General features: G+C 64.9%; 19 protein-coding genes. 12 read left to right on the top strand and 7 right to left on the bottom strand.

Annotation, left to right across the window (positions count from 1 at the left end):
• The first annotated feature begins 19 nt into the window (after positions 1-19).
• Together E5675_RS03070 and E5675_RS03065 are read left to right on the top strand one after the other, a co-directional pair.
• The gene (locus tag E5675_RS03070) at positions 20-1,555 is read left to right on the top strand and encodes a M20/M25/M40 family metallo-hydrolase (protein WP_136173290.1); all 1,536 of its coding nucleotides are present in this window, start codon (positions 20-22) and stop codon (positions 1,553-1,555) included.
• The gene (locus tag E5675_RS03065; protein ID WP_136173289.1) at positions 1,552-2,007 is read left to right on the top strand and encodes a VOC family protein; all 456 of its coding nucleotides are present in this window, start codon (positions 1,552-1,554) and stop codon (positions 2,005-2,007) included. The genes E5675_RS03070 and E5675_RS03065 overlap by 4 nt, the downstream gene beginning before the upstream one ends.
• Here the strand turns inward: E5675_RS03065 and E5675_RS03060 are convergent.
• Positions 2,004-3,200 (bottom strand): DUF481 domain-containing protein, encoded by a 1,197-nt coding sequence (locus E5675_RS03060; RefSeq protein WP_247594761.1) that lies wholly within the window; start codon positions 3,198-3,200, stop codon positions 2,004-2,006. The genes E5675_RS03065 and E5675_RS03060 overlap by 4 nt on opposite strands.
• A gap of 133 nt (positions 3,201-3,333) precedes the next feature.
• Between E5675_RS03060 and E5675_RS03055 the strand changes: the two genes are divergently transcribed.
• Positions 3,334-3,609, top strand: a complete 276-nt coding sequence (locus tag E5675_RS03055) for a hypothetical protein (protein ID WP_136173288.1) — start codon at positions 3,334-3,336, stop codon at positions 3,607-3,609.
• 173 nt (positions 3,610-3,782) lie between these two features.
• On the opposite strand, the gene E5675_RS03050 is transcribed toward E5675_RS03055, so the two are convergent.
• The 3 genes from E5675_RS03050 to E5675_RS03040 form a co-directional block, all read right to left on the bottom strand.
• Positions 3,783-4,919: an MBL fold metallo-hydrolase gene (locus E5675_RS03050; RefSeq protein WP_136173287.1), complete on the bottom strand. Its 1,137-nt coding sequence runs from the start codon at positions 4,917-4,919 to the stop codon at positions 3,783-3,785.
• 3 nt (positions 4,920-4,922) lie between these two features.
• A complete protein-coding gene (locus E5675_RS03045) occupies positions 4,923-5,585 on the bottom strand; it encodes a DUF1013 domain-containing protein (RefSeq protein WP_247594759.1) in 663 nt (220 codons plus the stop codon).
• Positions 5,586-5,663: 78 nt separating this feature from the next.
• The gene (locus tag E5675_RS03040) at positions 5,664-6,584 is read right to left on the bottom strand and encodes a LysR substrate-binding domain-containing protein (protein ID WP_247594758.1); all 921 of its coding nucleotides are present in this window, start codon (positions 6,582-6,584) and stop codon (positions 5,664-5,666) included.
• Positions 6,585-6,689: 105 nt separating this feature from the next.
• Here E5675_RS03040 and E5675_RS03035 point away from each other — a divergent pair, with 105 nt between their 5' ends.
• Positions 6,690-7,400 (top strand): NAD(P)H-dependent oxidoreductase, encoded by a 711-nt coding sequence (locus tag E5675_RS03035; RefSeq protein ID WP_136173285.1) that lies wholly within the window; start codon positions 6,690-6,692, stop codon positions 7,398-7,400.
• A gap of 35 nt (positions 7,401-7,435) precedes the next feature.
• Here E5675_RS03035 and E5675_RS03030 read toward each other — a convergent pair whose 3' ends face one another.
• Positions 7,436-7,987, bottom strand: a complete 552-nt coding sequence (locus E5675_RS03030) for a hypothetical protein (RefSeq protein WP_136173284.1) — start codon at positions 7,985-7,987, stop codon at positions 7,436-7,438.
• Positions 7,988-8,056: 69 nt separating this feature from the next.
• Entirely contained in the window at positions 8,057-9,037 is a 981-nt protein-coding gene (locus tag E5675_RS03025; RefSeq protein ID WP_247594757.1) for an NAD(P)H-quinone oxidoreductase, read from the bottom strand.
• 150 nt (positions 9,038-9,187) lie between these two features.
• Between E5675_RS03025 and E5675_RS03020 the strand changes: the two genes are divergently transcribed.
• Complete coding sequence (locus E5675_RS03020; RefSeq protein WP_136173282.1) at positions 9,188-9,385, top strand: DUF1192 domain-containing protein; 198 nt, start codon at positions 9,188-9,190, stop codon at positions 9,383-9,385.
• Here E5675_RS03020 and E5675_RS03015 read toward each other — a convergent pair whose 3' ends face one another.
• On the bottom strand, positions 9,386-10,858 hold the full coding sequence (locus tag E5675_RS03015; RefSeq protein ID WP_136173281.1) for an ATP-binding protein: 1,473 nt from the start codon (positions 10,856-10,858) through the stop codon (positions 9,386-9,388).
• Positions 10,859-10,969: 111 nt separating this feature from the next.
• Between E5675_RS03015 and E5675_RS03010 the strand changes: the two genes are divergently transcribed.
• The 7 genes from E5675_RS03010 (at position 10,970) to glnA (ending at position 19,395) form a co-directional block, all read left to right on the top strand.
• Positions 10,970-11,233, top strand: a complete 264-nt coding sequence (locus tag E5675_RS03010) for a hypothetical protein (RefSeq protein ID WP_136173280.1) — start codon at positions 10,970-10,972, stop codon at positions 11,231-11,233.
• Between the two features lie 3 nt (positions 11,234-11,236).
• Positions 11,237-11,530: a hypothetical protein gene (locus E5675_RS03005; RefSeq protein ID WP_136173279.1), complete on the top strand. Its 294-nt coding sequence runs from the start codon at positions 11,237-11,239 to the stop codon at positions 11,528-11,530.
• A 196-nt stretch (positions 11,531-11,726) separates the two neighbouring features.
• The gene (clpA, locus tag E5675_RS03000) at positions 11,727-14,066 is read left to right on the top strand and encodes an ATP-dependent Clp protease ATP-binding subunit ClpA (protein WP_136176306.1); all 2,340 of its coding nucleotides are present in this window, start codon (positions 11,727-11,729) and stop codon (positions 14,064-14,066) included.
• A gap of 167 nt (positions 14,067-14,233) precedes the next feature.
• Entirely contained in the window at positions 14,234-15,073 is an 840-nt protein-coding gene (map, locus tag E5675_RS02995; RefSeq protein WP_136173278.1) for a type I methionyl aminopeptidase, read from the top strand.
• 90 nt (positions 15,074-15,163) lie between these two features.
• Positions 15,164-17,347: a PQQ-dependent dehydrogenase, methanol/ethanol family gene (locus E5675_RS02990; protein ID WP_136173277.1), complete on the top strand. Its 2,184-nt coding sequence runs from the start codon at positions 15,164-15,166 to the stop codon at positions 17,345-17,347.
• 226 nt (positions 17,348-17,573) lie between these two features.
• A complete protein-coding gene (locus E5675_RS02985; RefSeq protein ID WP_037518110.1) occupies positions 17,574-17,912 on the top strand; it encodes a P-II family nitrogen regulator in 339 nt (112 codons plus the stop codon).
• Positions 17,913-17,982: 70 nt separating this feature from the next.
• Positions 17,983-19,395, top strand: coding sequence for a type I glutamate--ammonia ligase (glnA, locus tag E5675_RS02980; protein ID WP_136173276.1), 1,413 nt, complete (start codon positions 17,983-17,985; stop codon positions 19,393-19,395).
• The last annotated feature ends 27 nt before the right edge of the window (positions 19,396-19,422 follow it).

Raw genomic sequence — 19,422 nt, 5'->3', positions numbered from 1 at the left:
AACAGCCAGGGGACGCAGCATGGATTTCCGTAACGTCGACAAGCTGAACCGCCGCGACATGATTCGCGGCACCGCGATGCTCGGCGCGGGCGCGGCGTTCATGCAGCCCATTCCGCTCTGGGCGCAGTCGGGCAGCATGGCGGATATCCGCAAGGCCGCCGAGGCCGGCAAGGCCGCCTCGATCAAGCGTATCCGCGACTGGATCGCGCTCCCCTCGATCGCCGCCGAGAACCGCAACATGACCGAGGGCGCGGCCTATATGGCCGAACTCGCGAAAGATGCGGGCTTCACCAATGTCGAGATCGTCCCCACCGACGGCCATCCGGGCGTGTTCGGCACGATCGATGCCGGCGCAGCCCGAACGCTCGGCATCTATTTCATGTACGACGTCAAACAGTTCGACCCGGCCGAATGGTCGTCGCCACCGCTCGAAGGCAAGATGGTCGATCGCCCCGGGTTCGGACAGGCGATCATGGGTCGTGGTGCGGTCAACCAGAAGGGCCCCGAGGCGAGTTTTCTCGCCGCACTCCACGCGATCCGCGCCGCCGGACGCAAGCTGCCGGTGAACATCGTGCTCGTGTGCGAGGGCGAGGAGGAAATCGGCTCGCCGCACTTTCGCCAGATCGCGACCAAGCCCAAAATTCTCGCCGCTTTGAAGAAGTGCGAAGGCATCTTCATCCCCTTCGCCTCGCAGGGCAAGACCGGCAACGTCACCGTCAATCTCGGCTCCAAAGGCATCATCGAACTCGAACTCGTCGCGAGCGGGGAGAAATGGGGCCGCGGGCCGAAGGGCGACGTCCATTCGAGCCTCAAAGCCATGGTCGATTCGCCGGCATGGCGCCTCGTGCAGGCGCTTCAGACGCTCGTCACCCCCGACGGCAACAAGCCCGCGATCGAGGGCTGGTACGAAAATGTCCGCCCGCTGACCGAGCGCGAAAAGACGCTGATCCGCGAAGCCGCGAAGGCGGGCGACGAAGCCGCGCAGAAACAGGCGCTCGGCATCACCCACTGGATCGACAATCTGACCTATGACGACGCGCTGATCCGCCTCGCGCAGGAACCGACGGTCAATATCGAGGGACTCGTCGCGGGCTATACCGGCCCCGGCGGCAAGACGATCCTGCCCGGCCGCGCGGTCGCCAAACTCGACCTCCGCCTCGTCCCCAACCAGACGCGCGCCGAGGCCGAGAAGAAGCTCCGCGCGCATCTCGACAAGCATGGCTTCACCGATGTCGAGATCAATGTCTCGGGCGGTTACGACCCGACCGAGGTCGCCGAGGACAGCCGCCTCGTCCGCTCCGAACTCGCGAGCTATAAAAGGCTCGGCGTCGCGACGAGCGTCAACCCGCGCATGGCGGGCAGCTGGCCGGGCTCGACCTTCACCGCGCCGCCGGTGTCGATCCCCGCCGCGCATTTCGGTATCGGCCACGGATCGGGCGCGCACGCCCCCGACGAATATTATCTGATCGATTCGATCAATCCGAAGGTCGCGGGGCTGGTCGACGCGACGATGGGTTTCGCCGAATTCCTCTATGTCCTCGCGGCGATCAAATGAGCGACCTCAACGGCGTCGCGCACGTCATCCTGACCGCAGGAGACTTCAAACGATCGACCGCCTTCTGGCGCGCAATGATCGCCTATCTCGAATTGAAGCTCGTGCTCGACAGCGAGCATATGCTCTATGGCGTCGGCGGGCGCACCGCGATCGGTATCCGCACCGGCAGCCCCGAAAATGCCGGCAAGCGTTTCGATCAGGGCGCACCGGGGCTGCATCACGCCTGTTTCCGGATGCGCGACCGCGCCGCGATCGACGCGGTGCATGCGTTTCTGGCGGCGCGTGACGATATCCATATCGTCCATGCGCCGCAGGAGGAGCCGTGGGCACCGGGCTATTATTCGGTGCTGTTCGAAGACCCCGACGGCATCCGCATCGAATTCAACCATGTCCCCGGCGTCGGCCTGCTCGCCGAGGGCGAGCGGATCGGCAGCGCGAACGCCTTCGATTAAAAGCCGTAGACCAAAGTGAAGCGCGTCTGCGTGTCGACGCTTTCGATCCCCGGCGGCGGACTGGTGTCGATCTGCGCCGAATAGGCGATGCGCGCCGACAGCGCGCCGGTCAGCTTGGCGTTGAGCGCGGTTTGCGAGTTGGTCGAGCTGTTGGTCGTGCCGATAATCGTCGAGGCGACCTGCGTCAGCCGCAGCGTCGGCGACAATTGCCAACCGAAATCCAGCCCCGCGAGCGCGGTCAATTCGGTATCGTTGCTGCCATCGATGAAGTCGGTCTGGCGAAACGCCGGGCCGCCTTTCAGGCTCAGCGTCATCTTCTTGTTGTCGACCACCTTGTAGCCAAGCCCGCCCGACAGGTTCCAGCGCGTGTCATAGCCGAGGATCCGGTCATGTTCCCAGCGGGTAAGGCCATAAGCAAAAGTACGCTCATCGATCCGGTACTGCGGTTCGAGCTCGGCCAGGTAGCGTTCGACCGACGTCTTGCCGTTCGTGCGCTGGTAATCGGCCTGCGCGCGCAGCTTGTGCGTCCAGTCGATCCCCTTGCGCGCGAGCGAAAGGCCCGCGCTGAGGCCGGCGGAGCTGGTGTTGCCGCTACTGTGCGACGCGCCGATCTGCCCCTCGCCTTTCCAATTCTCCCAGAATTTTGCCGCCGCCAGTTTTGCGCGCGCGGCCGCCGCCGCCTCGTCCTTCTGCCGCTGCCGTTCGGCGCGATAGGCGACGACCTGCTCCTCGATTTCGGCGGCGTCCTCCGGAATAGTGGCCTTGGCAAGCTTTGCCACCGCCTCGACGTCGGCGTCCCTGCCGCTCGCCATCGCGGCAGCGAGCATGTTGCGCACCGGGTTGAACGGAACATCGGGCGGGTGCCCGCTGCGGTAATAAGCGAGCAGCGCGTCGATTTCGCCGATGTTTGCCGGATGCGTCTGCCGGGCGAACTTTGCTACCGCTTCGACATCGTCATTGTCGCCGCTCGCGAAGGCGGCGTCGATCATTGCGCGCAGCGCATCGGGCAGCGGCGGATCGGGCGGCACGAGCACGACCGGGAGCGGGGCCGCCACCACCGGGTCGACGAGCAGGGGATTAATCTCCAGCGGCTCGGGCTGCGCCGGATCGGCAGGTTCCTGCGCGGCATGCGAGGGAACCACGGCGAACACGAGGGGCAGACAAAGCGCGGCCAAGCGGGGGAGAGCGGTCAACGAAGACGTCCTTCTTGCGGGGGCGGAAGCCGGGTTCGTTCGATCGTTCGCGCGGGGCCGGCGCGCGGACGACGCGCTCCTATAACCCGAAAGTTTCTGGCATTTCCACCCCGGCTGCCCCATCTGCAAACCTATGCTGATAGCCATCATCGCCATTTTCTGCGCCGGTATCGGCAATTTCGCGATGCACCGCGCCTTCATGGAAAGCGACGATCCGCTGATCCAGCAGATGGTGAAGCCGCTTGCGGACAAGGTCGGACCGAACATCACCTACGTCTTCGAATTCCTGCTGCTCGTCGGCGCGATGGCGATCGCGACGCGGAACTGGTTCGCCGCGCTGATGCTCTATGGCCTCTATACGATCTTCAACGCGATGGCGTTCAGCTGGATCATGCAAAGGCCGCGATAAACGGAGCGGACGGGTTCGGCCGGGGAGTTGCCGTCCTTATATCGTCATCCCGGGCTTGATCCGGGATCCATTCTCGCAGCGTTGAAGCCATGGATCCCGGATCAAGTCCGGGATGACCAATATTGGAAAAGCGTCCGCTCATCACCGCAAAGCCGACGCCCGGTCCGTGGGCCTCACGCCGCCCCGTGGTACCACCATACGCCGTCGCGCTCCTCGCGCTTCACGCGCCCTTCGACCTCGAGCCGCTTGAGGTGCGCGAGCGCCTCGCCGGTTGCCAGCCCCTGATTATGCTCGCCGATCGGGCGGTTGAAGAGCAACGGAAAGCTGTCGACCGCGCGCATCGGCGCCTTCGCCGCGGCTTCGGCCAGATTGTAGAGCCGCATGCGATGTTCGTCGCGCAGCGCCATCAGGCGGACGTGCAGCCCCCTGAACGGCTCGCCATGCGCGGGGCAAACGGTGACGTCAGCAGGCACCGTGGCAAGCAATTTGTCGATCGATGCGAGCCATTCGCCGAGCGGGTCGGCGTCGGGCTCGGTAATGTTGACCGACACGTTCGAGCTGATCCGCGGCAATACCTGATCGCCCGACACCAGCACGCCCTCACGCTCGTTCCACAGGCATGCGTGCTCGGGACTGTGCCCCGATCCGGTGACGACGCGCCACCGGTGTGCGCCCATGTCGAGCGTCTGTCCGTCGGCGATCCGTACGTAGGAACGCGGCAGCGCAAAGATCATGCGCTGGAACATGTTCCAGCCGCGCTCGCGCTGCGCCTCGATCGCCGCCGCGTCCCAGCCCGCGGCGCGCGACTGCGCGAGCACTTCGTCGGGCGCGGAGTCGGACGAATCGGCAACGATCGCACGCGCGGTCAGCATCTCGCCGCGCGTCATCCATAGCTTCACACCCTGTTTCTTCGCGATCCAGCCTGCGAGACCGATGTGATCGGGGTGAAGATGCGTACCGATGACGCGCGTGATCCGCCGGTCCTTGAGCGCGCCTGCATAGAGCGCCTTCCACGCGTCGGAACACATGGTGAGGCAGATGCCCGTGTCGACCACCGCCATGCCGTCGCCGCGCTCATCGGCGTCGTCGAGCAACCAGCTGTTGATATGGCCGAGCGAGCCCGGCATCGGGATGCGCGCCCAGCTGATGCCATCGGCGATGCGGATCGTCTCGCCCGCCCCCGGCGCCGCCTCGCCCCACGGATAGGTGAGGCCGGCATGGCTCGTCGCGGTGAAGCTGTCGTCCTGGGTGAGCGAGGCGTCCGGCGAGCCGCTGGCCGCCGGGATATTGTCCTCGTCCGTCCCCGCCATGCCTCAGTCTTCGCCGTCGGTTTCGGTTTCCTCGGCGGCGCGCGCTTCCGCGGCCGCTGTGCGTTCGGCGCGCAACTCTTCGAGCAGCGCTTCACGGTCGCCCTCGAAGCGGCTGTCTTCGGGCGCCTTGATGCCGGCCTTCTTCGCCGCCTTGGCGACGAGCGCGTCGAGTTCGCGCTGCGAGCAGAGGCCGAGCGTCACCGGATCCTTGGGCACGATATTCGCGCTGTTCCAGTGGCTGCGATCGCGGATCGCGCCGATCGTGTTGCGGGTGGTGCCGATCAGCTTGCCGATCGCGCCGTCCGAAACCTCGGGATGGTTCTTCAGGATCCAGGCGATGCCGTCGGGCTTGTCCTGACGCTTGCTGACCGGCGTGTAGCGCGGGCCGCGGGTGCGGCGAATCGTGTCCTGCGCCTGCACGCTCATCTTGAGCTTGTAATTGGGATCCTTCTGGCCCTTTTCGATCTCTTCCATCGACAGTTCGTGCGCGCGAACGGGGTCGCGGCCGGTATATTTGGTCGCGGCGGTCTCATCCGCGATCGCCTGCACTTCGAGGATATGAATCCCGCAATATTCGGCGATCTGGCCGAAGGTGAGCCCGGTATTATCGACCAGCCAGGCGGCGGTCGCATGCGGCATCAGCGGGGTCGGATTGGCATTGGCCATGACGATAAAGTCTCCAAGCGGAAATAATAAGGGCCGCCCCTCGCGGGGCGGCCGTTCGGCGGTCGATGTAGACCTGTTTTAGGCTGCGGGCAAGGGGTGGGCGGCAGGGGGGAGCCCTGCGACCGATTCGGCGAGCCAGGCACAGACCGCGAGCACATCGGCACAGCCCATATTCGCCGGCGTCGCGAGCATCTGATAGCTGTCGCCCTCGATGACGGGGCCAAAGGGGTGCACCAGCAACCCCGCGTCGATTTCGGGCCGGGCAAGGATCAGGCTGCCGATCGCGACGCCATGCCCCGCGACCGCGGCCTGCAGCGCATGATCGTCCGAATTGAAACGCGGCCCTTGGTCGACCGCCAGCCCGTCCACCCCGGCGAGCCGCGCCCATCGCCGCCAATCGGGTGCGTTCGCGGGCCGACGCCACTCGACATGCAGCAAGGTGGCGCGCAGAAGGTCTTGCGGCCCGGACAGGCTCAGCTTCGGGCTGCAAAGCAATCCGAACCGTTCCGAAAAAAGCGGTTGGCCGACCAGCCCGTCGAAAGGACCCCGGCCATATCGAACCGCCACATCGGCTTGCCCCGCGATCAGATCGACAGGCTCATCGGAGGAATACAGCCGCAGATCGAATTCGGGAAAGCGTTCGCGAAACGAACCGAGCGCGGGCAGAAGCCTGCGCGCGGTAAATTGTATCGTCGCGGTCAATGTGACTGCCGCGCGACGCGGAACCGGCGCAAGATCGGCAAGCGCCCGTTCGAACATATCGAAGCCGTCGCGCAATGTCGGATAAAGCCGTTCGCCCGCTTCGGTCAGCGCGACCTGCCGCACCTGACGAATGAACAGTACGAAGCCCAATATATCCTCCAGCAACCGGATCTGGTGGCTGATCGCGGTCGGCGTCACCCCAAGCTCGTCCGCGGCCTTTCGAAAACTGAGATGGCGCGCAGCAGCCTCGAATGCGCGCAAGGCACCCAGCGGCGGAAGTTTCCGGTTTCGCATCATGGATGAGATAATTTGATCCATTGGCTGAGATATTCGCGTTCGACCGGATGGTTTATAAAGAGATAGGTTCATCCAGTCATCAAAACAAATGAACTGGATTATCTCATGACTCTTCCTGAACCGCCAGCATTCCGCATACTCCACATCGATTCCAGCGCCCGGCCGGGCCTGTCGGGTCGGGACCGGCACGGCTCGCACAGCCGGCGTTTGAGCGAGCGGTTCGTGCGCCGATGGTCGGACGCGCGGCCGCAAGACCGCGTCGCCTACCGCGATGTCGGCGCGGTCCCGCCATCGCATGTCGACGCCGAATGGATCGCCGCCGCCTTCTCGCCGCCCGAAAAGCGCAGCGACGACCAGCGCGCCCGGCTGGCCGAAAGCGACACGCTGATCGCCGAGCTCGTGGCGGCCGATCTCCTCGTCGTCGGGGCACCGATGTATAATTTCGGCATGCCGGCGCCGTTGAAGGCCTGGGTAGACAATATCGTGCGCGTCGGCGTCACTTTCGGTTTCGACCGGAAACGCGACGGCGAGCCCTATTGGCCGATGCTGCCTTCGGGAAAACGGCTGGTCGTCCTCGGCGCGCGCGGCGATTACGGCTATGATGCCGGCGGGCGCCAGGCAGATGTCAATTTCGTCGAAGCCGGCCTGAAAGCACCCCTCGCCTATATCGGCCTTCGCGACACCACCTCGATCGCGATTGAATATGACGAGTTCGCCGATGCCCGCCTTGCACAATCGATCGCCGCCGCCGAAGTCGCCGTCGACGCGCTGGTGGATCGGATGATCGCGGGAATGGACGAAAGCGTGGCCGCCTGACCGCTATCGCGTCGGCGCCCCGGGCCGCGGCGCGCCTACGGACCGCACTGCCAGAGCCCGGCGAAGACGCGCCGCGCGCCGTCGGCACGATCGGCGGTCAGCGTCGCGGGGCGCGGCGGCGATTCACCCTCGCCCTGCGCCGGGCCCGTCAGCGCGACGCGAAGCTCCAGCCCCTTCGCGTAGAATTTCGTTCCCTTCGCCATCGCATCGAAACCGCCATTGGCGGAGACCGTCTCAATCGACTCGCCAACCTTGACGATGCCGCGCGACGGCTCCTCCGACGCGACGTCACCCTGTGCGAGCAGGATCGGCTGCGCGCCTTCGTCATCGGCGAAGCTGCACGCGAGTTCGCCCTTCAGCTTGGCGCCGCTGACGTCGGCCTCGGTCAGCGTGGTCAGCTCGATCGGCGAGCCGTCGCCCCCGCGTGTCGGAACGTCGGTCGGTTTGATCGGAGGCGGCGGCGCCTCGGCCGCCTTGGGGTCGTCGGCGGATCCGGTCGGCGACGTTTCGGTCTGGGATGGCTGCGAACAAGCAGCGAGAGCAAGAGCAAGGCTTGTAACGGGAAACAAAAGATTACGCATGTTCATTCGGAAAGATCATCCTCTTGATTGCCCCCCGTTTCCCAACCGCCGAAAAGTGCGGGTCGTTCCCTCGGCTCATCCCACGAGGAGCACGATCTTCCCCACATGCGCGCCCGCCTGCATCCGCTCATGCGCCGCGGCGGCCTCGGTCAGCGCGAAGCTCTGATCCATCGCGGGCTTCCACGCGCCCTCGGCGAGCCGCGGCCAGAGCGTGCCGTGAATCTCGTCGGCAAGCGCCGCCTTGAACTCGGCGCTCCGCGCACGCAGCGTTGACCCGGTCAGCGTCAGCCGGCGGCGCATGACCTGCGATATGTCGATCTCGACCTTCGCGCCGCGCTGGAAGGCGATCGTCACATGACGGCCGTCGTCGGCCAGGCACTCGAGGTTGCGCGGCACATAGTCGCCGCCGACCATGTCGAGCACGACATGGGCGCCGCGGCCGCCGGTGAAGGCCTTGACCGCCTCGACATAATCCTCGCTCGAATAGTCGACGGCCAGGTCGGCGCCAAGGGCGGTCGCGGCGGCACATTTGTCGGCGCTGCCGCAGGTCACAATCACCTTGATGTCGAACAATTTGCACAGCCCGATCGCGGTCGTCCCGATGCCGCTGGTACCGCCATGGACCAGCACCGTTTCGCCTTCGCGCACATAAGCGCGCTCGAAGAGATTATGCCACACGGTGAAGATGGTCTCGGGCAGCGCCGCCGCCTCCGCCATCGAAAAACCCTTTGGAACTGGCAGGCAGCTGCCGACCGGCGCGGTGCAATATTCGGCGTAGCCGCCGCCCGCGACGAGCGCGCACACCGCCTGCCCCAGCAGTTCGGGATCGCCCGCCGGACCGACCGCCGCGATTACCCCTGCGATCTCGAGCCCCGGCAGGTCCGACGCACCCGGCGGCGGCGGGTAGAAACCCATACGCTGCAGCACATCGGGGCGGTTCACCCCCGCCGCGGCGACGCGGATCAGCACCTCACCCGGCCCCGGCTGCGGCACCGGCCGCGTTTCGGGCCGCAACATTTCGGGCCCGCCCGGCGCACTGATGGCGATGGCGGTCATTTCTGCTGGCACGCTGGTCACTTCATTCCCCCACTGGTCCCGGTTCCATCACCCCTGCGCCGCCTTATTGACAGTGCGGCGACACGGGTCAACAGTCGCGCGCCTTATTAGCCCCTTAGGGCTTGAACCCAGGGACCAGGAGGATGCGCCATGGACGATGACGACCTTCCCCGCCGCCGCGACGATGTGTTGACGGCGCTGACCAGACAGCCGCTCGATCCGCTGTCGGTCGACGAACTCGACGACCGCATCGCCGCTCTGGAAGGCGAGATCGCGCGGATCAAGGCGCACCGCGCCGCGGCGACGAGCCAGAAGGCGGCGGCCGAGGCGCTGTTCCGGAAGACTTAGCTATTCGGCTTCGGTGCTGAGCCCGAGTTCGGGAATACCGATCGAGCGTCGCCCGCCGAAATCGGCGCGCACGACAATCACCCCCTGCTTTTCCATATATTCGACGAGGCGGCGGATGCGTCCGGGCGAGCGGCTGCCATAGGCGCGGCCGAGGATCTCGTCGTCGGGACAGGGCTCGCCTTCCATCGCGGCGCGCGCAATCTGCAGGAAGGGCGCGAACATGTCGTGCGGCAGCCGGTCGGCGACGGCCAGCATCTCGCGCCAGCGCGGCTCGGCGGGGTCGAACACCCCGCCCTTGGCCAAAGCGAAGCGGCGGCGGAAAGCGGCGAGATCGAGCGGCACCTTCTTCAGCTTCTGCATCCGGCAGCGCACCGAAAAATCCTGATAGAGGAAGGATTCGGGCTGGAAGGCGCAGTCGGGATCCGAAAGCATGTCCTGCAATGTCGCGATCACCACCGCGTCGCCCTGCTCGGCTTCCTCGACCGCTTCGAGGATATCGAGCACCGGCGGCGCATCGACATCCTCGTGCAGCCCCTCGCTCGCGGCGATCCGCTCCAGCACTTCGCTGGCCGCGACCGGTTCGGGTTCGGGCGGAAAGAAGCGGGGCTGCGCCGGCGCTTCCAATTCGGTGAAGAGCATCGAGCGCATATCCTCGCCGCCCGCTTGCGGAAGCGGCATCAGCCCGTGCGTCCCCATGCGCGTCGAGGTCTGCGTCGACCCGATCCGCACCGCGATCGGCCGCCGCGAGATTGCGGGGCCGAGCCCGAGGAAATGCCCGCGTTCGAGGTCGCGGATCGTCTCGGCCTGTCGTCGCTCCATGCCGAGCAGGTCGGCGGCACGCGCCATGTCGATGTCGAGGAAGGTGCGCCCCATCAGGAAATTGCTCGCCTCGGCGGCGACATTCTTCGCGAGCTTGGCAAGCCGCTGCGTCGCGATCGCGCCCGCGAGCCCGCGCTTGCGCCCGCGGCACATCAGGTTCGTCATCGCGCCCAGGCTCGCGCGGCGAACATTGTCGGCGACGTCGCCCGCGACGCTCGGCGCGAACATCTGCGCCTCGTCGACCACCACGAGCACGGGAAACCAATGCTCACGCGGCGCGTCGAACAGCGCGTTGAGGAACGCCGCGGCGCACGTCATCTGCGCCTCGATATCGAGCGATTCGAGGCTGAGGATGATCGACGCGCGATGTTCGCGGATGCGCGCGCCCATCGCCGCGATCTCACGCTCGTTGTAATCGCCGCCGTTGATCACGACATGGCTGTACGCGTCGGCGAGCGTCACGAAATCGCCCTCGGGATCGATCACGATCTGCTGCACCAGCTCGGCGCTTTCCTCGAGGATGCGGCGCAAAAGGTGCGACTTGCCCGACCCCGAATTGCCCTGCACGAGCAGCCGCGTCGCGAGCAGTTCCTGCACGTCGATGCGCACGCCCTGCCCCGCGGTGTCGGTCCCGATGTCGATGCTGGTCTTCACGCTGGCCGCCCTATCGGGGCGCTTGGGCAAAGACAACCGGGCGGGTCTTCGGATCGCCCGATTTTGCCGCGTAACCTTGCCAAGCGGGACTAAGGCGCCAAAAAGGGCGGCATGGATTTCGACGACCAGCTCCGCCGCTATTTCGGTACCGCCGACATCGCAGCGATCCACCCCGAAGCGCACGCCGCGGGCACCGAACGCATGCGCGTCGACTTCGGCCTCGAAACCAACCCCGGCCGCCGCTTCGCGCTGTGGGCATTGATGTACATGCTCGGCGTCGCGCCCGACCTCGATGTCGCGTTCAAGGACGAAGACGAGCGCAATATGGCGCGCGACTTTATGGATATGGTCGACCGGGCGGGTGAGCGAGGATGACCCGTGAGCGAGATGCTTGAATATTGGCCGGGTACGCTGATTTTGCTCGGCTTCATGCTCGGGCCTCTGATTCTGATAAAAAAGGCTCGCGACAGCTGGAAAACTTCTCTGCTCGTCCATGCGGCCACCTGCCTCGTGTTCCTTGGGCTGTTTGCTTTGGGAGCCGGCTTACAATCACCTCCCGGCTATTGGCCTGGCGGGCTTCTCATCGATGCTGCGCAGATCGTCGGGATATTTGCCGCCACTCTCATTCTTTGGCTGGTATTTGTGGTTCGGCGTCGCGCTTCAAGCGGCTGAAGCTTTGTCCGATCCCGATACACCCCCTCCACGATGCCAAAATCGCAACGCCCCGTTAACCATAAGACAACCCCGTCATCGTAATTTCACAAAGCCGACCGCTTTTCCCTTGCGGTGGGGCGGCGGCATCGCCACGTTGCATTTCTAAGGGGGCCGCCATCTCCCCGGCCTGGTCCCCGCAAGGAGATGAATGACCATGCCGTCCTTTTCGGAAAGCCTCGAAAAGACCCTCCATAACGCGCTGAAGGCTGCTTCGGAGCGCCATCACGAATATGCGACGCTCGAGCATCTGCTCTTCGCGCTGATCGACGACGATCATGCCGCCGAAGTGATGCGCGCGTGCGGCGTCGCACTCGACGACCTCCAGTCGGCGGTGGTCCATTATCTCGACACCGAACTCGACAGCCTGAAGGTCGAGGGGCACAGCGACCCCTCCCCCACCAGCGGCTTTCAGCGCGTCGTCCAGCGCGCGATCCTGCACGTCCAGTCGTCGGGCAAGGATGAGGTGACTGGCGCCAACGTCCTCGTCGCGCTCTTCTCCGAACGCGAGAGCTATGCCGTCTATTTCCTCCAGCAGCAGGATCTGACGCGCCTCGATGCGGTCTCCTACCTCAGCCACGGCGTCGGCAAGGGCGGCAAGCCTTCGCCGCAGGCCGAGCCCGAGGAAAAGGAAGAGACGAAGGACAAGAGCGAAGGCAAGTCGAAGAAGGAAACCGCGCTCGACCAGTTCACCGTCAACCTCAATGAGAAAGCCAAGGGCGGCAAGGTCGACCCGCTGATCGGCCGCAGCGCCGAGGTCGACCGCACGATCCAGATCCTCTGCCGCCGCAGCAAGAACAACCCGCTCTATGTCGGCGATCCCGGCGTCGGCAAGACCGCGATCGCCGAAGGCCTCGCGCGCAAGATCATCGAAGGCGACGTGCCCGAGGTTCTGCTGCCCGCGGTCATCTATTCGCTCGACATGGGCGCGCTGCTCGCGGGCACGCGCTATCGCGGCGATTTCGAGGAGCGGCTGAAGCAGGTGGTCACCGAACTCGAAGGCCTGCCGCACGCGATCCTGTTCATCGACGAAATCCACACCGTCATCGGCGCGGGCGCGACGTCGGGCGGCGCGATGGACGCTTCGAACCTCTTGAAACCCGCGCTGTCGGGCGGCGTGATCCGCTGTATCGGCTCGACGACCTACAAGGAGTTCCGCAACCATTTCGAAAAGGATCGCGCGCTGCTCCGCCGCTTCCAGAAGATCGACGTGATCGAGCCGAGCCTCGAGGATACCAAGAAAATCCTCGCGGGTCTGCGCAGCGCGTTCGAGGCGCATCATCAGGTGCGCTATACACCCGACGCGATCAACGCCGCGGTCGACCTGTCGGCGCGCTATATCAACGACCGCAAGCTGCCCGACAAGGCGATCGACGTGATCGACGAGGTCGGCGCGATGCAGATGCTCGTCGCCCCGTCGAAGCGCAAAAAGACGATCACCGCGAAGGAGATCGAGGCGGTTATCGCAACAATGGCGCGCATTCCGCCCAAGTCGGTGTCGACCGATGACAAGGCGACGCTCGCCAGCCTCGAGACCGATTTGAAGCGCGTCGTGTTCGGCCAGAACACCGCGATCGAGGTGCTGTCGTCGGCGATCAAGCTGTCGCGCGCGGGCCTCCGCGACCCCGAGAAGCCGATCGGCAACTATCTCTTCTCGGGCCCGACCGGCGTCGGCAAGACCGAGGTCGCGAAGCAGCTCGCGTCGATCATGGGCATCCCGCTCCAGCGTTTCGACATGTCCGAATATATGGAGCGCCATTCGGTCAGCCGCCTGATCGGCGCGCCTCCAGGCTATGTCGGTTACGATCAGGGCGGTCTGCTCACCGATGCGATCGACCAGAACCCGCATTGCGTGCTGCTGCTCGACGAGATCGAAAAGGCGCATCCCGACCTTTTCAACATTCTGTTGCAGGTGATGGATAACGGCCGCCTGACCGACCACCACGGCAAGACGGTCGATTTCCGCAACGTCATCCTGATCATGACGACCAACGCGGGCGCGAGCGACATGGCGCGCGAGTCGATCGGTTTCGGCCAGTCGACGCGCGAGGATGTGCAGGAAGAGGCGGTGAAGCGCATGTTCACCCCCGAATTCCGCAACCGCCTCGATGCGATCGTGCCTTTCGGCTACCTGCCGCCCGAAGTGGTCGCGCGCGTCGTCGACAAGTTCATCCTCGAACTCGAGCTGCAGCTTGCCGACCGCAACGTCCACATCCAGCTCGACGAGGCGGCGCGCGAATGGCTGACCGGCAAGGGCTATGACAAGCTCTATGGCGCGCGTCCGATGGGCCGCCTGATCCAGGAGAAGATCAAGCAGCCGCTTGCCGAGGAACTGCTCTTCGGCAAGCTCGTCCATGGCGGCGAGGTCAAGGTGAAGATGAAGACCGGCGAGGACGCCCATGTCGGCAATCCGCTCGCCTTTGAAATCACCCCCGCCGCGCCCAAGGCCGGCAAGGGCAAACCGAAAGCCGACAAGGCCAAGAAGGCGGCGGAGTAACTAGCTCCCCTCCCGCTTGCGGGAGGGGTAGCGAGACTTGCGGGCTTGCCCGCCAGTCGCAGCGGGGTGGGTCCTGCAACGGTGCTTGCCCACCCCAAACCCCGCCCGCAGGCGGGAGGGGCTTACTGCCCTCGCAATTCGGCGCCACATCGCCTATATCCCCTTTTATGTACGACTATGTCACCGTAACCGCCGACGAAGCATCGGCGCCCGCCCGCGTTCGCGATGGCACGATCAAGCTCCACGACGAGGCGGGCTTTGCCGGGATGCGCAAGGCGGGCCGCCTTTCGGCCGAAATCCTCGACGCGCTCGTTCCCTTCGTTCAGCCCGGCGTGACCACGGCCGAAATCGACGACCTCGTCCGCACGATGATGCTCGATGGCGGCGGCATTCCCGCGACATTGGGCTACCGCGGTTTCACACATAGCTGCTGCACCAGCATCAACCATGTCGTCTGCCACGGCATTCCCGACGACAAGCCGGTGCGCGAGGGCGATATCGTCAACATCGACGTCACGAGCATCGTCGACGGCTGGCACGGCGATACCAGTCGCATGTATCTGGTCGGCGACGTGGGCGTAAAGGCGAAGCGCCTCGTCGAAGTCACTTACGAATGCCTGATGCTCGGCATCGAGCAGGCGAAGCCCGGCAACCGCATGGGCGACGTCGCGCACGCGATCCAGACCCACGCCGAAAAGCATCGCTATTCGGTCGTCCGCGATTTCTGCGGCCACGGCCTCGGCCAGATGTTCCACGACGCGCCCGAAGTGGTCCACGCCGGCCGCCCCGGCACGGGCCCCGAACTCCGCCCCGGCATGTTCTTCACGATCGAGCCGATGATCAACACCGGCAAATATGCGGTGAAGATGCTGAGTGACGGCTGGACCGCGGTCACCCGCGACCGTTCGCTCTCGGCACAGTTCGAACACAGCATCGGCATCACCGAAACCGGCTGCGAAATCTTCACCGCCAGCCCCAAGGGCCTGAACGCGCCGCCCTGGCAGTAACGCCAGCCCGCGACTTTCCCGCTTGCCATTCCGTCATCGCAGGCGCAGTCTTGACGTTAACGTCAACGATAGGCGTACAGGGAGAGCGAGATGGCGAAACGGGTCTGGACGGCCGCGCTGCTGGGCTGCGCGGCACTGGCATTGGCTTCATGCAACGCATCGAAGAATGAGAGCCTGTCGGGCGGATCGCTCGACGCGGCCGAAAAAGCCAGCGAGACCCTGCTCAAGACCGGCGGCAGCGGCGATGACTGGGGCGCCATCGGCTATAGCTATGACGAGCAACGCTTCAGCCCGCTGACCGACATCAACGACAAGAATGTGGGCGAGCTCGGCATCGCCTGGTTCGCCGACCTCGACGATGCGCGCGGGCAGGAAGCGACGCCCGTCGTCGTCGACGGCGTCATGTACGTCACCCACGCATGGTCGAAAGTCAGCGCGTGGGACGCCGCGACCGGCAAATCGCTGTGGAAATTCGACCCCGAGGTGCCCGGTGAGCGCGCGGTTTCGGCTTGCTGCGACGTCGTCAATCGCGGCGTTGCCGTCTGGGGCGACAAGGTCATCTTTGCGACGCTCGACGGCCGGCTGATCGCGCTCGACCGCAAGACCGGCACGCAAATCTGGTCGACGCAGACCTTCGACAAGCGCAAGCCCTATACGATCACCGGCGCGCCACGCGTCGTGAAGGACATGGTTCTGATCGGCAACGGCGGCGCCGAATTCGGCGTGCGCGGCTATGTCACCGCCTACGACGCCGACACCGGCAAGGAGCGCTGGCGCTTCTACACCGCGCCGAACCCGACCAAGGCGAAGGACGGCGCTGCCTCCGACGACATCTTCGCGAGCAAGGGCAATGCGACCTGGTCCGACGAGGGCGAGTGGCAGACCTCGGGCGGCGGCGGCACCGTGTGGGACGCGATCGTCTATGACAAGGATCTCGACCAGGTCTATTTGGGCGTCGGCAATGGCAATCCCTGGAACCATGGCACGCGCTCGAACGGCGAGGGCGACAACTGGTTCCTCTCCTCGATCGTCGCGCTCGACGCATCGACCGGTGCCTACAAATGGCATTATCAAGAGACCCCGGCAGAGACGTGGGACTATACCGCAACCCAGCCGATCATCCTCGCCGAGCAGGCGGTGGACGGCAAGCCGACCAAGGTGCTGTACCATGCGCCCAAGAACGGCTTCTTCTTCACGATCGACCGTACGAACGGCAAGCTGATCGATGCCAAACCCTTCGTCGACGGGATCAACTGGGCCACCGGCTACGACATGGCGACCGGTCGCCCGGTCGAGAATCCCGAGGCGCGCTTCTACAAGACCGGCAAGCCTTTCATCGCGATCCCCGGCGCACTCGGTGCGCACAACTGGCATCCGATGAGCTACAACCCCGCGACGGGGCTCGTCTATATCCCGGCACAACAGATCCCGCAGGGCTATCTCGCCGACATGAACGAACTCGATCGCCGCAAGGTGCTCGGCTTCAACGTCGGCACCTCGCTCACCGGGACGCTGCTGCCCGATGACAAGGCGGCGTTCCGCGCCGCGGTCGCGGCCACGACCGGCCGCCTCGTCGCCTTCGACCCGCGCACGGGCAAGGTCGCGTGGGGCGTCGACTATCCCGCGGCGTGGAACGGCGGCACGATGACGACCGCGGGCAATCTCGTTTTCCAGGGGACGAGCACCGGTCGCTTCCGTGCCTATGCCGCCGACACCGGCAAGCAATTGCTCGACCTCGACATGCAGTCGGGGATCGTCAGCGCGCCCTCGACCTTCCGCGTCGGCGGCGTCCAATATGTCGCCTTCCAGACGAGCAAGGGCGGCGCCTTTCCGCTCGTCGCCGGGGTTGCGGGCGGTGTGACGCGCAAGGTGCCCAATATCCCCCGCCTCGTCGTAATGAAGATCGACGGGACGGTAAAACTCCCCGCCGCGCCCGCCTCGGCGGCGCTCGCCTGGAACCCGCCGCCGCAGTTCGGCACGCCCGCTCAAGTCGCGGTGGGCAAGGCGCATTTCGGGCGCTATTGTATCGTCTGTCACGGCGACAGCGCGATCGGCAACGGCTTCACCCCCGACCTGCGCGTCTCGGGCACGCTGGCCAGCGCCGATGCGTGGAAATCGGTCATCATCGGCGGGGCACTCAAGGACCGCGGCATGGTGAGCTTCGCCAACGTGCTGAGCCCCACCGATGCGGAAGCGTTGCGCGCCTATGTCATCGACCGGTCGAACTGGACCAAGGCCAATCTGCCCGACGCGTCGGCGCCCATGGGACGCTGATTGCCCAAATTTTAGGCACCCGGATAAAGCTGTTGCTCACGCCTTGGGCAGCGGCCTCATTTCCTTTCAAAATTCTTACCAAATCCCCGCGATTCGCCAATTGGCACGGCTTTTGATTGGTGCAAGATGGCGGGACACCGCACCGACTCGACGGCAGACCGGACAGGCAGGCCTGATCCGGCTTGACGCGCGAAAGCGGCGACCAGCCCAAAGGGGGACGAGAAGCGTGAAGAAGATTGAGGCGATCATCAAGCCGTTCAAGCTCGACGAAGTGAAGGAAGCGCTGCACGAAGTGGGTGTCAGCGGTATCACCGTAACCGAAGCCAAGGGCTTCGGCCGGCAAAAAGGTCACACCGAACTTTATCGCGGCGCCGAATATGTCGTCGACTTTCTGCCCAAGGTGAAGCTCGAGGTCATCGTCGAGGACTCGATGGCGGAGCGCGTCGTGGAAGCAATCGCCGCGGCCGCGCAGACCGGCCGGATCGGCGATGGCAAGATCTTCGTCATCCCGGTCGAGACCGCGCTCCGCATTCGCACCGGCGAACGCAACGAGGATGCGCTTTAGCCCCTCATATTTTCAGAAACCCGATAATTCCCGGCACGCCGGATCATTTCGCAAGAAGGAAGCATAGACCATGGCTACGAAGCCCAAGGACATCATCGCGCGGATCAAGGAAAACGACATCGAGTGGGTCGATCTGCGTTTCACCGACCCCAAGGGCAAATGGCAGCACCTGACCATGGTCGCCTCGGTCCTCGGAGAGGACGAACTCGAAGACGGGCTGATGTTCGACGGTTCGTCGATCGAAGGCTGGAAAGCGATCAACGAGTCGGACATGATCCTGAAGCCCGACCTCGACGCGGTCTATGACGATCCCTTCTCGGCCACTCCGATGCTCGTGATGTTCTGCGACATCGTCGAGCCGTCGACCGGCGAAGGCTATGCCCGCGACCCGCGCACCACGGCGAAGCGCGCCGAGGCTTATGTCGCCTCGACCGGCATCGGCGACACCGTCTATGTCGGCCCCGAAGCCGAATTCTTCATGTTCGACGACGTGCGTTTCGAAACCAGCTACAACAAGTCGGGCTTCGAGATCGACGACATCGAACTGCCGACCAACACCGGCCGCAGCTATGAAGGCGGCAACCTCGCGCACCGTCCGCGCGCCAAGGGGGGTTACTTCCCGGTCGCGCCGGTCGACAGCGCAGTCGATATCCGCGCCGAAATGGTCTCCACGATGCTCGAAATGGGCCTGCCCTGCGACAAGCATCACCATGAAGTCGCTGCGGCGCAGCACGAACTCGGCCTGACCTTCGGCACCCTCACCGAAACCGCCGACCGCATGCAGATCTACAAGTACGTGGTTCATCAGGTCGCGCATGCCTATGGCAAGACCGCGACCTTCATGCCGAAGCCGATCAAGGACGATAACGGCAGCGGCATGCACACGCACATCTCGATCTGGGAAAAGGGCAAGCCGCTCTTCGCCGGCAACGGCTATGCCGGCCTTTCGGACATGTGCCTCTATTTCATCGGCGGCGTGATCAAGCACGCCAAGGCCTTGAACGCCTTCACCAACCCGACTACGAATAGCTATAAGCGCCTCGTCCCGGGCTTCGAAGCGCCGGTGCTGCTCGCTTATTCGTCGCGCAACCGCTCTGCCTCGTGCCGCATCCCTTACGGTGCGGGGGCCAAGGCGAAGCGCGTCGAGTTCCGCTTCCCCGACGCAATGGCAAACCCCTATCTCTGCTATTCGGCGCTGCTGATGGCGGGGCTCGATGGAATCCAGAACAAGATCCACCCCGGCGATGCGATGGACAAGAACCTCTACGACCTGCCGCCCGAGGAACTCTCGGAAGTCCCGACCGTGTGCGGCTCGCTTCGCGAGGCGCTCGACAGCCTGATGGCCGACCACGACTTCCTCCTGAAGGGCGACGTGTTCAGCAAGGACCAGATCGAGGCCTATGTCGAGCTGAAGTGGGACGAGGTTTACCGCTTCGAGCAGACGCCGAGCCCGGTCGAGTTCGACATGTACTACAGCGCCTGACCAACAGGGGGCTTTGTAGCGGGGCGT

It is taken from the genome of Sphingopyxis sp. PAMC25046 (assembly GCF_004795895.1).
Classification (GTDB): domain Bacteria; phylum Pseudomonadota; class Alphaproteobacteria; order Sphingomonadales; family Sphingomonadaceae; genus Sphingopyxis.
This window is presented reverse-complemented; position numbering and strand designations above follow the sequence as displayed.

Bases quoted from the DNA above. Each gene is read 5' to 3' on its own strand.
- E5675_RS03070 (WP_136173290.1), top strand. From the start codon at position 20: ATGGATTTCCGTAACGTCGACAAGCTGAACCGCCGCGACATGATTCGC.
- E5675_RS03065 (WP_136173289.1), top strand. From the start codon at position 1,552: ATGAGCGACCTCAACGGCGTCGCGCACGTCATCCTGACCGCAGGAGAC.
- E5675_RS03055 (WP_136173288.1), top strand. From the start codon at position 3,334: ATGCTGATAGCCATCATCGCCATTTTCTGCGCCGGTATCGGCAATTTC.
- E5675_RS03050 (WP_136173287.1), bottom strand. From the start codon at position 4,919: ATGGCGGGGACGGACGAGGACAATATCCCGGCGGCCAGCGGCTCGCCG.
- E5675_RS03045 (WP_247594759.1), bottom strand. From the start codon at position 5,585: ATGGCCAATGCCAATCCGACCCCGCTGATGCCGCATGCGACCGCCGCC.
- E5675_RS03040 (WP_247594758.1), bottom strand. From the start codon at position 6,584: ATGATGCGAAACCGGAAACTTCCGCCGCTGGGTGCCTTGCGCGCATTC.
- E5675_RS03035 (WP_136173285.1), top strand. From the start codon at position 6,690: ATGACTCTTCCTGAACCGCCAGCATTCCGCATACTCCACATCGATTCC.
- E5675_RS03030 (WP_136173284.1), bottom strand. From the start codon at position 7,987: ATGAACATGCGTAATCTTTTGTTTCCCGTTACAAGCCTTGCTCTTGCT.
- E5675_RS03025 (WP_247594757.1), bottom strand. From the start codon at position 9,037: ATGACCGCCATCGCCATCAGTGCGCCGGGCGGGCCCGAAATGTTGCGG.
- E5675_RS03020 (WP_136173282.1), top strand. From the start codon at position 9,188: ATGGACGATGACGACCTTCCCCGCCGCCGCGACGATGTGTTGACGGCG.
- E5675_RS03010 (WP_136173280.1), top strand. From the start codon at position 10,970: ATGGATTTCGACGACCAGCTCCGCCGCTATTTCGGTACCGCCGACATC.
- clpA (WP_136176306.1), top strand. From the start codon at position 11,727: ATGCCGTCCTTTTCGGAAAGCCTCGAAAAGACCCTCCATAACGCGCTG.
- map (WP_136173278.1), top strand. From the start codon at position 14,234: ATGTACGACTATGTCACCGTAACCGCCGACGAAGCATCGGCGCCCGCC.
- E5675_RS02990 (WP_136173277.1), top strand. From the start codon at position 15,164: ATGGCGAAACGGGTCTGGACGGCCGCGCTGCTGGGCTGCGCGGCACTG.
- glnA (WP_136173276.1), top strand. From the start codon at position 17,983: ATGGCTACGAAGCCCAAGGACATCATCGCGCGGATCAAGGAAAACGAC.